Source organism: Streptomyces sp. NPDC058758, from assembly GCF_042746075.1.
GTDB lineage: Bacteria > Actinomycetota > Actinomycetes > Streptomycetales > Streptomycetaceae > Streptomyces.
Map to the genome: position 1 here is coordinate 294,096 of NZ_JBHYPS010000003.1, position 12,619 is coordinate 306,714.

9 protein-coding genes and 1 pseudogene are annotated in these 12,619 nt (G+C 74.9%); 5 read left to right on the top strand and 5 right to left on the bottom strand.

Annotated features, from left to right (window positions below):
• The first annotated feature begins 51 nt into the window (after positions 1-51).
• Entirely contained in the window at positions 52-1,302 is a 1,251-nt protein-coding gene (ectB, locus tag ACFW6A_RS06085) for a diaminobutyrate--2-oxoglutarate transaminase (protein ID WP_351849726.1), read from the top strand.
• Positions 1,303-1,397: 95 nt separating this feature from the next.
• Here ectB and ACFW6A_RS06090 read toward each other — a convergent pair.
• A pseudogene (locus ACFW6A_RS06090) lies at positions 1,398-1,751 on the bottom strand (winged helix-turn-helix transcriptional regulator); the annotation flags it as partial.
• A gap of 100 nt (positions 1,752-1,851) precedes the next feature.
• On the opposite strand from ACFW6A_RS06090, the gene ACFW6A_RS06095 reads away from it, so the two are divergent.
• Complete coding sequence (locus ACFW6A_RS06095; protein ID WP_351849729.1) at positions 1,852-3,063, top strand: pyridoxal phosphate-dependent aminotransferase; 1,212 nt, start codon at positions 1,852-1,854, stop codon at positions 3,061-3,063.
• Between the two features lie 155 nt (positions 3,064-3,218).
• The gene (locus ACFW6A_RS06100) at positions 3,219-4,517 is read left to right on the top strand and encodes an ATP-grasp domain-containing protein (protein WP_351849731.1); all 1,299 of its coding nucleotides are present in this window, start codon (positions 3,219-3,221) and stop codon (positions 4,515-4,517) included.
• On the opposite strand, the gene ACFW6A_RS06105 is transcribed toward ACFW6A_RS06100, so the two are convergent.
• The 3 genes from ACFW6A_RS06105 to ACFW6A_RS06115 are packed head-to-tail and all read right to left on the bottom strand — an operon-like array spanning position 4,472 to position 7,586.
• Complete coding sequence (locus ACFW6A_RS06105; protein ID WP_386638967.1) at positions 4,472-5,104, bottom strand: HutD family protein; 633 nt, start codon at positions 5,102-5,104, stop codon at positions 4,472-4,474. The genes ACFW6A_RS06100 and ACFW6A_RS06105 overlap by 46 nt on opposite strands.
• A 59-nt stretch (positions 5,105-5,163) precedes the next feature.
• Positions 5,164-6,855 (bottom strand): serine protease, encoded by a 1,692-nt coding sequence (locus ACFW6A_RS06110; RefSeq protein ID WP_386638969.1) that lies wholly within the window; start codon positions 6,853-6,855, stop codon positions 5,164-5,166.
• Positions 6,856-6,899: 44 nt separating this feature from the next.
• Positions 6,900-7,586, bottom strand: coding sequence for a TetR/AcrR family transcriptional regulator (locus ACFW6A_RS06115; protein WP_386478325.1), 687 nt, complete (start codon positions 7,584-7,586; stop codon positions 6,900-6,902).
• A gap of 149 nt (positions 7,587-7,735) precedes the next feature.
• Between ACFW6A_RS06115 and ACFW6A_RS06120 the strand changes: the two genes are divergently transcribed.
• Complete coding sequence (locus ACFW6A_RS06120; RefSeq protein ID WP_386638974.1) at positions 7,736-9,571, top strand: ABC transporter ATP-binding protein; 1,836 nt, start codon at positions 7,736-7,738, stop codon at positions 9,569-9,571.
• Positions 9,568-11,283: an ABC transporter ATP-binding protein gene (locus ACFW6A_RS06125; RefSeq protein WP_386638977.1), complete on the top strand. Its 1,716-nt coding sequence runs from the start codon at positions 9,568-9,570 to the stop codon at positions 11,281-11,283. The genes ACFW6A_RS06120 and ACFW6A_RS06125 overlap by 4 nt, the downstream gene beginning before the upstream one ends.
• A gap of 62 nt (positions 11,284-11,345) precedes the next feature.
• Here ACFW6A_RS06125 and ACFW6A_RS06130 read toward each other — a convergent pair whose 3' ends face one another.
• Complete coding sequence (locus tag ACFW6A_RS06130) at positions 11,346-12,617, bottom strand: acyltransferase family protein (protein ID WP_351849741.1); 1,272 nt, start codon at positions 12,615-12,617, stop codon at positions 11,346-11,348.
• Between the last annotated feature and the right edge of the window lie 2 nt (positions 12,618-12,619).

The window sequence follows — 12,619 nt, forward strand, 5'->3', positions numbered from 1 at the left end:
CCCCCTTCCGTACGGCTCCCTTTCCACCCCCCATCTCCGAGGAGACCCCTCATGAACGCCTCAGCCCTCGAATCCGAGGTCCGCAGCTACAGCCGGAACTGGCCGGTGGTCTTCGACCGGGCCCGCGGCAGCCGTCTGACCGACCGGGACGGGCGCGCCCACCTGGACTTCTTCGCCGGCGCCGGCGCCCTCAACTACGGCCACAACCACCCGGTGCTGAAGCGGGCGCTGCTCGACTACCTGGAGCGGGACGGCGTGACCCACAGCCTGGACATGCTGACCGCGGCCAAGGAGGACTTCCTGGCCGAGTTCGGGGCGCGCGTGCTCGCGCCCCGGCGGCTGGACTACCGGGTGCAGTTCCCCGGCCCGACGGGCACCAACAGCGTGGAGGCCGCGCTGAAACTGGCCCGCAAGGTGACCGGGCGGCAGACGGTGGTGGCCTTCACGGGCGCCTTCCACGGCATGTCGCTGGGCTCCCTCGCGGTCACCGGGAACGCCTCCAAGCGGGCGGGCGCCGGGGTGCCGCTCGGGCACACCTGGCGCCTGCCGTACGACGGCTTCGCCGGGGGGCAGGTGTCCGGTCTGAAACTGCTCGACGGCATGCTCGCCGACCGCAGCAGCGGGCTGGACCTGCCCGCGGCGGTGATCGTGGAGACGGTGCAGGGGGAGGGCGGGGTGAACCCGGCGGGGCCGGTGTGGCTCGCCGACCTCGCGGAGCTGTGCGACCGCCGGGGCATCCTGCTGGTCGTGGACGACGTCCAGATGGGCTGCGGGCGCACCGGTCCGTTCTTCAGCTTCGAGGCCGCGGGGATCACCCCGGACATCGTCTGCCTGTCCAAGTCCCTGAGCGGATACGGGCTTCCGATGGCCCTCACGCTCTTCCGCACCGAGCTGGACGTCTGGCAGCCGGGCGAGCACAACGGCACCTTCCGGGGCAACAACCCGGCCTTCGTGACGGCGGCGGCGGCGCTGCGGGAGTTCTGGGCGGACAGCGCCCTGGAGAAGCAGACCGAGGTGCGGGCCGCGCTGTTCGACGAGCGGCTGGGCGAGCTCGCCGAGCGGTACGCGGCGCACGTCTCCGGCCGTCGCGGGCGCGGCCTGGCGTGGGGCCTGGTGTTCCGGGACGCGCCGGTCGCCCGGCGGGTCGCCGACGCGGCCTTCGCCCGGGGGCTCCTGGTGGAGACCTCGGGCTCGGAGGACGAGGTGGTGAAGCTGCTGCCCCCGCTGACCGCCACCGACGACGAACTGGCCGAGGGAATCTCCCTGTTGGGCGAGGCGGTGGCCGCGACCACCGGCGGCTGAGCCCCGGGCGCGGAGACGCCCCCCGGTCACGCGCCCGGCAGCGCGGCCGTCTCCGGGGTGCGGGCCGCGGCCTCCCCGGAGGGGCCGCGTTCGGTGAACCAGTGGGTGCGGACGGCGTCCGTGGGGCGCGGTTCGCCGAGCGCGTCGAGGCCCCAGCCGGCCAGGGCCTCGACGACCGGGCGCAGTTCCGCGCCGCGCCCGGTGAGCTGGTACACGGTCGCGTTGGCGGGCCGTTCCAGGCGGCGGCGCTCGACCAGTTCCTCGCCCTCCAGCTGCTTGAGCCGGCTGGCGAGGATGTCGGTGGAGACGCCGGGGAGGTCGGCGTGGAGGTCGGTGTACCGCCGCGGGCCGTGCAGGAGCTCCCGGACGATCAGCAGACTCCAGCGCTCCCCCACCGCGTCCAGGGCTCGGGCGACGGCGCAGTACTGGTCGTAGCTTCGGCGTGGCATGGGGCCAGCATAACCAAAGGGTTGGACTTTCCAAGTGCCTACTTGGTAGAACAAAGCAGCCACGGCGGCGCGGATGACGGTCACGGTCGGGAGGCCGCAGATGAATTTTCGACAGTCCAGCAAGTTGAAGGACGTGTGCTACGAGATCCGTGGCCCGGTCGTCGACCAGGCCAACGCCCTGGAGGAGGCGGGTCACAGCGTCCTGCGGCTGAACACCGGCAACCCGGCGCCGTTCGGCTTCGAGGTGCCGGAGGAGATCCTCCAGGACATCATCCGCAACCTGCCCAACGCGCACGGCTACAGCGACGCCCGGGGCATCCTGCCGGCCCGGCGCGCGGTGATGCAGTACTACCAGCAGCGCGGCGTCGGCGGCGTGACCGTCGACGACGTCTACCTGGGCAACGGCGCCTCCGAGCTGATCCAGATGGCCGTGCAGGCGCTGGTGGACGACGGCGACGAGGTCCTGGTGCCGATGCCCGACTACCCGCTGTGGACGGCCGTGGTGCGGTTCGCCGGCGGCCGGGCCGTGCACTACCTGTGCGACGAGGAGGCGGACTGGTTCCCCGACCTCGACGACATCGCCTCGAAGATCACCGACCGCACCAAGGCCATCGTCGTCATCAACCCCAACAACCCGACGGGCGCGGTCTACTCGAAGGAGCTCCTGGAGGGCATCCTCGAACTCGCCCGCCGGCACGGCCTGATGGTGCTGGCCGACGAGATCTACGACAAGATCCTCTACGACGGCACCGAGCACCACTGCCTGGCCGCGCTCAGCGACGACGTGGTCACGCTCACCTTCAACGGCCTCTCCAAGTCCTACCGCGTGGCCGGTTTCCGCAGCGGCTGGCTGGTCGTCTCCGGCCCGAAGGAACAGGCCGGGGACTACCTGGAGGGCCTGACCATGCTGGCCGGCATGCGGCTGTGCCCGAACGTGCCGGCGCAGTACGCCGTCCAGGCCGCGCTCGGCGGCCGCCAGTCGATCCACGACCTCACCCTGCCGAACGGCCGGCTCACCGAGCAGCGCGACGTCGCCTGGCGGGCGCTCAACGAGATCCCGGGCGTGAGCTGCGTCAAGCCGAAGGGCGCCCTGTACGCCTTCGCCAGGCTGGACCCGGACGTGCACAAGATCGTCGACGACGAGCGGCTCGTCCTCGACCTGCTGCTGCGCGAGAAGATCCACCTCGTCCAGGGCACCGGCTTCAACTGGCCCCGCCCCGACCACTTCCGCTTCGTCACGCTGCCGCGCGCCGACGACCTGGAGACCGCGATCAACCGCATCGGCCGCTTCCTCTCCACCTACCGCCAGTAGCGGGAGGGCGGGCATCCGGTTCCGGCCAATTCCGTTGTGACGCACTCCGATTGACGTAAGGCCGGGCCGTGGACACCACGGGCGGGCAAGCTAGATCATCCAGTGACCGTTCCTCGCACCCGGCACCCGTGGTGCATCCCACCGGAGGAGCTCCGTTGAACCGTCAGAGCGAACGCCCGCCCGCCGTGATCGTCATGAGCGACCTGGCGGCCCTCGCCCGCCAGCACCGCCTGATCACCGACATCGCGGAGCGCGGCCTGGCTCCGCTCGTCGTCGTCGGCCCCACCACCGACCTGCCCAAGCTGACCGGTCACATCGCGGACCCGGCCCACCCGCTGTCCCGCATCGAGGCCGTCCGGCAGTTCCCCGACGCCGTGATCGCCGGCGTGCTGGCCTCGGTGCAGGACTGGGTCGCCGACTACGACGTCCGCGGCGTGATCTGCAGCGGCGAGGTCTTCGTCGACCCCTGCGGCGTGCTCTCCGAGGCCCTCGGCCTGCCGGGCCCGGGCACCTGGGCGGCCCGGGTCTGCCGGGACAAGGTCATGCAGCGGGTCCTGCTCCGCGACCACGGCCCCGCCTGGCGGGCCTTCGCCCCGCACCAGCGGGACGCCGCCGCCTCCGACACGTACCCCTGCGTCGTCAAGCCGGCCGGCCGGATGTTCAGCTCGGGCGTCGTCCGCGTCGAGAACGACGAGGAGCTGCGGGCCGCGCTCACCGCCTACGGACCGGACGAGACGATCCTGGTCGAGGAGCTGGTCGAGGGCCCCGAGTTCTCCGTCGAGGCCCTCGTCCACAACGGCGAGCTGCTCTGGAGCGGCGTCACCGCCAAGCTCACCAACGAGGACAGCAGCCGCTTCTTCACCGAGATCGGCCACACCAGCCCGGCCGACCTCCCGCTCGCCCACACGGACGCGCTGGTCGCGGCCAACGCCGCGATCCTCAAGACCCTCCGCTTCGACAGCGGCATCACCCACGCCGAGTTCCGGCTGCGCGACGGTCAGCCGGTCCTCATGGAGATAGCGGCCCGCCTCCCCGGCGACGCCATCACCATGATGTGGCACCTCGCCACCGGCAAGCCGATCGAACCGGCCATCGTCGACCTCGCCCTCGGCGTGCGTCCCGACTACCCGACGCCCACCCGGCGGGCCGTCCAGCGCTTCGTCGAGCACCGTCCCGGCCGCCTCACGGACGTCCGCTACGAGGGCGAGCCGGTCGCCTGGATCGCCGACGACGCCGTCTGGCCCACCGTCGAGGCCACCGCCCCGGACGCCCCCGCCCGCTGCGCGTCCGTCATGGTCGGACTCCCGCGCGGCTCCCGCCTGGGCACCCTCGCCGACTCCTCCGGCCGCTCGGCGTACGTCGTCGCCGACCTCCCGTGGGACGCCGACCCCGACACCGAGGTCCGCGCCTACGCGGAGCGCGTCGAGCTGACCATCGAGGAGGACCCGGCCTGACCGCCCCGGGCCGGGCGGTCCGGGCCCGACGGCGCGAGGTCCGCCCACAGGGCGACGGCGCCGGGAGAGAGGGGGACCGGCCCCCGGCCCGGCGCCCCGTCGCCCGCGTCCCACCACACGCCCTGCCCGGCGGCCGGGACGGGCCCCCCGTCGCCGGCCCGCCACCGGCCGCGCAGCACGTGGAGCACCCCGGCGTGGCCGCGCGGCGGCACGACGGGGCCGGTGACCCGCTCCACCCGGACCGTCCAACGGCCGCGCCGCACCATGAGGTTGAGCACCCGGCAGGCGCCGCCCCGCAGCGCGGCGGCCGGCTCCAGCTCGCCGGGGAAGGCGAGGGGCTCCTCCGCGCCGACCGTCCGGTCGAGGGCCCCGGGGGCCGTCAGCCGCACCCCGTCGCCCGACAGGACGGTGAACGTCCGGTCGACGCCGGGGAACGCCGAGAACGGCCCGTCCCGTTCGATGTCGGCCACGCTCGCCCGCCACTCGAACTCCCCGGCGCCCGACGGCCGGGAGGCGATCTCCCGCGTGGCGCCGCCGCCGTTGCGCCACCGCCCCACCGCCAGCGTCTCGACGTCGTAGTGCTGCACGAGGGCTCCTGAGCTGTGCGGGGTGCGGGTCCGGGGACGGCCGCGCGGGCCGTCCGAGCCTACTGCGCCGGGGCTCCGGGTGCCCCGGCGGCGGCGCGCGTGACGTACGCGTCGAGCTGGGTCTGGGTGAGGGTGTTGCCGTCGGCGTCCGTCAGCCGCGCCCGGAAGGACACCGTCCCGCCGGGCGCGGGGGTCGTCACCGCGATCCGTCCGCCGGTCACCGGCGCCGGCGTCCAGGTCGCGCCCCCGTCGGTCGACACGGACACGGCGAGCGAGCGCACCCCGGCCGCGAGCGCCGCTCCCCGCACCGCCACCCCCACCCGGGTGGCGGTGTGCGGCGGGGCGGTGCCGTCGAGGGCGAGGTCGGGGGTGAACCGTACGGCGCTGAGCGGGAGTTCGGTGGGGGTGGCCGTCGCGGCGGAGGTGAACGTCCAGGCCGCCGTGACGCTGCCGCGCGGCCGCGTCGCGCTCGCCGTCAGGCGGTACGAGGCCCGCCCCGGCGGCAGGGTGAACGAGGCGTGCCCCGGCTGCTCGCCCCGGCGGACGGCGAACGGCGCCCCGTCGCGGTGCAGGGTGACGGTCGACGCGGTGAACAGCGGCGCGGACGGCGCGTGGCCGTCGCCGTCGGCGAGCAGCGGCACGCTCAGCTCCAGGGTGTCGCCGGTGCGCCGGGCGACGGACCGGGCTCCGGGCGAGGAGTCCAGGGCCGGGCCGAAGACCGGGGCGTCGAAGGTGTGCACGGTGGTGGAGCCGGGCGTGAACGCGCGCCCGAGGACGAAGTAGCCCCGGAAGGGCCCCTCCGGCTCGGCCGGCGCGCCGTACACGAGGTCCCAGGGGCCGCGCTCGGCCGTGAAGAGGAAGGTCCCGGTGCCCCCCGGCGGCACCGGGAGCGACAGCGCCGGGGAAGGGCCCGCCGACGGCGAGAGGTCGACGCGGGCCGCGCCCTCGCCGGAGGCGGGCACGCCCGCGCGCACCACCAGCGTGGCCAGGTCGCCGGGGGCCGGATGCCGGACCAGACCGGTCAGCGCCCGCTCGCCCCGGAAGGCGTAGCCGAGGGCGCAGACGCCGCCCGGCCGGCGCCAGTACGTGTCCACCCAGGTGCGCACGGCACCGCGTTCGGCAGCAGGGCCCAGGTGCGCCACGCGCAGGTCCGGCGACATCACCATCAGGTTCGCGAACCCGGTGACCCCCTCGTACGTCACCTCGGCGAACGCCCCGCCCTGCTCGAAGCGGGCGTCCGCGACCGGCGGCCGGATGTCCACCGGGCGCGCGGCCCGGGCGTCGAGCACCAGCGTCAGGTCGCGGTCGACGTCCAGCCGGGGCCGGACGAGCCAGTCGTTCCCCCGGCTCCCGTCCCCCGCCGGTCCGGTGGAGATCGTGGAGTCGAGCAGGTAGCGCCCGGCGGGCACCCGGACGGTGACGGTGGCGGGCGAGTCCTTCACCTCCCGGCCACCGCCGGCGTCGGGGCCGGACAGCGCGGTCAGCAGGGTGCGGTAGGCGGTGGTGGGCGCGCCGTCGCGGCCCAGGTGGACGAGGGTCAGGGCGTGCGTCCCGGAGGCGGCGCGCGGCCGCCCTCCGGCGGGCGCGGCGTGGGCGGGCCCGGCCGGGAGGCAGGCGGCGGCGGTGCCGGCCGCCGTCGTGGCGGCGAGTCCGCGCAGCACGGACCGGCGGGTCGACGTCCGGGGGCGGTCGCCGGAGGGGAGGGGCGCGCCCGGGATGGTGGACGAGGGCTTCGAGGAGGAGACGTTCATGCCGGGTACTGGCCCGGCCCGGCCCCGGGTTCCCGTGAGCCGCGTCACAGCGCTCGCGCGTCCTCCTCCGGAGCGCGGGCGAGGAGCGCGTCGACGAGGGTGGCGAGCGTCCGGGGGTAGATGTCGCGCGCGGCCAGCGGGGCCCAGTCGACGCCGATGTCGGCCAGGTGGGGCACCTGCGCCGGGTCCAGGTCGTCGCGCTGGGCGAAGGGCAGTCCCTCGTCCTGCCGGCGGGCGGAGCGGGCGCGCACGAGGACTTCGCCGACGGTGAGGTACCAGACGCTGCGGAAGAGGTCGACGCTCTGCTCGTGGGTGCATCCGTGGTCGCGGGCTCCGGCCACGATGGCCTCGACCATCCACATCGCGGGTTCGTCGAGGAGGCCGACGAAGCCGTCGGCCGACAGCACCTCGGCGGCCCACGGCCAGGCCCGGAGGGCGTCGCGCATCGCGAGGGCGGCCGTGACGACGCGCTCGCGCGGGTCGTCGGGGAGGCGGGGCCGTCCGGCCTGCCGGATGTGGTGGTCGACCAGCAGGAGCAGCAGTTCGTCCTTGCTGCGGATGTGGTGGTAGAGGGTCGTCGCCCCGACGCCCAGTTCGGCGGCGAGGCGGCGGATCGTCAGTTTCTCCCAGCCGTCCCGGTCGATGAGCGCGCGGGCGGCCACCAGGATCTGCGCGCGGGAGGTCAGGGGCGGTCGGCCGGTGCGGCCGTGCGGGGCGGGCGCTCGGGACATCGTCCCATCATGCCCCGCGCCCTCCCCGGCGGCGAAACGGGTGCGGCCGCGGCTCCCGTGCCCCCGGGACCTTCCCCGTGCTACTTTCGGAACATGTTCGGAAACTTAACGGGCCGAGCCCGCAAGGGACTTCGTCGTCGAGGAGGGCCATGACCACCACCGAAACCGCCCCGGCACGGGAGTCCTCCGCGCTCCCGCCCGGCGACGGCTCCCCTGCGGGACCGGGCACGGCCGGGCCGCTGCGCCCGTACTACGCGGGCTTCGCCGTCGTGGTGATCCTCCAGGTGATCGGCGCCCTCGCGGGCCTGCTGCCGCTGCTCGCGGTCGTCGAACTCGGCCGCGTCCTGCTGTCGCTCGGCCCGGCCGATCACGGCCGGGTATGGACCGCCGTGGCCGTGGGCGCGGCCGGCCTGTCCGTCCGGCTGCTGTTCACCGCCGCGTCGTCCGGTCTCGGCCACGTGCTGGACGGCCGGGTGCAGTTGACGCTCCGCCGGCTGCTGGCCGCGCGCCTGGGGCGCGTGCCCCTCGGCTGGTTCTCGCGGCGCCGGACCGGTGAGCTGACGAAGGTGGTCGGGGAGGACGTCAGCGCCGTGCACCCGTTCATCGCCCACACGCCCGGCGAGCTGGTCTCCGCCTTCGTGGTGCCGCTGGCCTCGCTGGTCTACCTGTTCGCCGTCGACTGGCGGCTCACCCTCGTCACCCTGGTCCCGGTGCTGCTGGCGACGGCACTGGTCCCCCTGATGACGACGCCTGCCCGGCAGCGGGAGCAGGAGGAGTTCGACGCGGGCATGGGCCGGATCGCGAGCGCGGTCGTCGAGTTCGTCCAGGGCATCGCGGTGGTCAAGGCGTTCGGCGGGAGCGAGCGCGTCCACCGGCGTTTCCTCACCGCCGTGGACGACTTCGTCGGCGCCTTCCTCCGGATGGTCCGCGGGCTCGCCGGACCCGCCGCGGCGATGCAGGTCGCGCTGTCGCCGCCGTTCGTCCTGCTCGCCGTGCTGACCGGCGGCACGGTGCTCCTCACCACCGGCCGCATGGCGGCGGCCGACCTGCTGCCCTTCCTGCTGCTCGGCATGGGCCTGACCGCTCCGGTGGCGGCCCTCGGCCACGGCTTCGACGACCTGCGGGCCGCGCGGCGCGCGGTCGGCCGGATCCGGGACGTGCTGGAGGTGCGCCCCCTGCCGGAGCCGGCGCACCCGGCCGCGCCCGACGGGAACCGGGTGGAGCTGCGGGGCGTCCGCTTCGGCTACGACGCGGACCGCGAGGTGCTGCGCGGGATCGACCTCGTGCTCGAACCGGGGACGGTCACGGCCCTCGTCGGTCCGTCGGGAAGCGGAAAGTCCACGCTGGTGCGGCTGTTGCCGCGGTTCTTCGACCCGACCGCGGGTTCGGTCACCCTCGGCGGCATCGACCTGCGCGAGCTCGACGCCCGGGAGCTGTACCGGAGGATCTCCTTCGTCTTCCAGGACGTCCGGCTGCTGCGCGCGTCCGTCGCGGACAACATCGCCCTGGCGGTGCCGCACGCCGGCTTCGACGACGTGGTCCGCGCCGCCCGGCTGGCGCACGTCCACGAACGGATCCTCGCACTCCCCCGCGGCTACGCGTCGGTGATCGGCGAGGACGCCGGCCTGTCGGGCGGCGAGGCGCAGCGGATCGCCCTCGCCCGCGCCCTGCTCGCCGACACGCCCGTCCTCGTCCTCGACGAGGCGACCGCCTTCGCCGACCCGCAGACCGAACAGGCGGTCCGCCGCGCCCTGGCCGCGCGGGAGGGCACCCGGACGGTCCTGGTGATCGCCCACCGCCCGGAGACCGTCGCCGGCGCCGACACCGTCGTGATGCTGGACGAAGGGGTGGTCGTCGAGCGCGGCGATCCCGCAGGACTGCTGGCCGGGAACGGCAGGTTCGCCGCCTTCTGGTCGGCCCGGCGGCCCTCCGCCGACCGGGCCGGCGCCCCCGACGACGTACCGCGAGGAGACGAGGTCCGATGATCCGCACGCTGCTCCGGGTGCTGGGGCACGAGCACGCCCGGCCGGTGCGCCGCACCGTGGCCCTGATGACGGCGGCCGCCCTCGCCGAGGGACTCTCCTACGCGCTGCTGCTCCCCCTGCTGCGCGCCCTGTTCGGCGGCGCGCCCGAGGACGCCCGGCCCTGGCTGATCGCCTTCGGGGCCGCCGTCGCGGTCCACTCGGCGCTCCGCTACGCCGCCGACCTGTCCGGCTTCCGGGTCGGGTCCACGCTGCTGCGCGGCACCTACCACCGCCTCGGCGGCCAGTTGGCCCGCCTCCCCCTCGGCTGGTACGAGGGGAACCGCGTCGGCGAGGTGTCCGTCCTGGCCGGCCGGGGCGTCCTGCGGGCGATGAGCGTGATCGCGCACCTGCTGGCGCCGTTCGTCTCCGCCACCGTGACCCCGCTGGCGATCGTCGGCGTCATGCTGGCCGCCGACTGGCGGCTGGGCCTCGCCGCGGCGGCGGCCGTCCCGTTCGTGGCGGTGATCCGGACGCGCACCGGACGCTCGACGGCCGCCGCCGACGCGGAGCGGCACGCGCGCGACCACGAGGCCGCCGGACGGGTCGTCGAGTACCTCCAGGCCCAGCCGGTGCTGCGGGCCGGCGGCCGGACCGCCGAGCGCTTCCGCCTGCTGGACGACGCGCTGCGGGAGGTCCGGCGCGCCTCCCGGCGCACCGCGCTGTCGGCGCTGCCGGGCGTGGTCGGTCTGACCCTCGTGGTCCAGGCCGCGTTCACCGCCGTGCTCGCCCTGGGCGCCCACCTCGCGCTCGGCGGCACCATCGGCGCGGCGGAGCTCCTGGCCGTCCTGGTGCTGGCCGCCCGCTGCGCCGACCCCCTCCTCTCCCTGTCGGAGCTCGGCGGCCGGCTCCGCGAGGCGCGCCACGAACTGGACCGCCTCGACGCGGTGCTGCGCGCCGAGCCGCTACCCGAACCGGCCGTACCGGTCTCCCCGGTCCGCCACGACCTGGAGTTCGCGTCGGTCACCTTCCGCCGCGGTGACCGCACCGTGCTCGACGGCCTCTCGCTGTCCGTGCCGCAGGGCCGGCGGCTCGCGGTGGTCGGCCCGTCGGGCTCCGGCAAGAGCACCCTGCTCCAGCTGATCGCGCGGTTCCACGACGTGGACGCCGGGGCGGTGCGCGTGGGCGGGGTGGACGTCCGGGCGATCGGCTCGGACGCGCTGAGGGAGCGGTGCGCCGTCGTCTTCCAGGACGTCCGCCTCTTCGACGGCACGATCGAGGAGAACGTCCGCCTCGGCCGGCCCGACGCCGACCCCTCCGAGGTGCGGGCGGCGGCGACGGCGGCCCGCCTCGACGAGGTCGTCGCGCGGCTGCCCGGCGGATGGTCGGCCCCGGTCGGCGAGGGCGGCGCGCTCCTGTCGGGCGGCGAACGCCAGCGCGTCTCGATCGCCCGGGCCCTCCTCAGGGACGCGCCCGTCGTCCTGCTGGACGAGGTGACCTCCGCGCTGGACCCGGTGAACGAGGCGGCCGTCCACGAAGGCGTCGAGCGTCTGATGGCGGGCCGTACGGTGGTGACCGTCGCGCACCGGATGCGCACCGTCCGGCGTGCTGACCGCGTCGTCTTCCTCGACGGCGGCCGGATCGTGGAGCAGGGCACCCACGACGAGCTGCTGCGCCTCGGCGGCCGTTACGCCGCCTTCTGGAACGCCGCCCTGGGACCGGCCGCGCACGGTTGAACCGCCGCCCGCCGGGACGACGGCCGCGGGCCGGTCCGGACGCTTCCGGACCGGCCCGCGCGTCAGACGCCGGCCCGGCGTCTGCCCCGCACGCGGCGGGGGTACGGGAAGAGCCGCACGGGGCGCTTCGCGGCGACGTCCTCGATCCAGCCGAAGGTCAGCACCAGCAGTCCGATCAGCGGGACCGCCACCAGCAGCGGGAACCACTGGCTGGCCAGCAGCCACCGGAAGTGCTCGTAGACGAAGCCGACGGACCAGAGGGGGTCGATCAGGGGGATGGCGGCCACCAGCGCGGTCTGGTGCCAGAGGTAGACGCTGACGGCGCGTGCGTTGAGCAGGCTGATCAGGCCGTTCCAGCGTTCCAGCGGCCGGGGCCACCGCTCCCAGGAGGGGCTGACGTGGAGCAGGAGGGCGACGAAGCCGAAGGACCACAGGGCCTGGGCCACCGGCCAGCTCTCGATGTCGGTGTGCACGGTCGGGTCGACCGGCCGGGTCTGGAGGTACCACCAGCCGGCCACCATGACCAGCGGCGCGACGGACGGCACGACGTACTGCGGGATCTTCCTGAGCAGGCCCTCCTGGTGGGCCATGCCGAGGATCCAGCAGGAGCCGAAGGTGGCGAAGTCGCTGGTGTTCTCCCAGACCCGGCCGTAGAGGAACTCCTGGTCGAGGAAGAACGTGTGCATGACGGTCACCAGGGCGAGCGGCGCGCACAGCGTCACCACCGGCATCCGCCGCAGCGCCCACAGCATCAGCGGCGACAGCAGGACGAACCAGAGGTACGCGCGGAGGTACCAGAGGGGGACGATGATCTGCACGGCCCAGCCCTGGCCCACCAGGTGGTCGAAGCCGTTCAGGGCCTCGGCGTACGGCGGGGTGCCCAGCGGCAGGATCCAGAACATCAGCTTGCCCCACCACCACGCGGGGTGCCCCTCGGCGTCGGGTCCGTCGCCGTCGAGGATCTGGGCGGTGACCACGATCGCGCCGAACAGCCACAGCGGGGGCAGCAGGCGGCGCAGGCGGCCGCGGATGACGCCGAGGGCGGGCCGGCCGAGGGAACGGGCCATCAGCAGTCCGGCCAGCGCGAACATCACGCCCATCGACGGGAAGACGACGGGCAGCCAGAACCAGCCGAAGTTGTGGTAGATCACCACGCGGACCAGTGCCAGGGCGCGCAGCAGGTCGAAGTAGCGGTCCCGGCCGCCCTTGGCCCGGGACGGTGCCGTGGGGTCCGGTGCCGGCTCCGGCTCCCGTGCCGGTTCCCGCCGCAGGGCGGCGGGGACGCGCAGCCGGAGGGTCTCCTGGGAGCCCACGGATTCGAAGGACGCGGTCATGG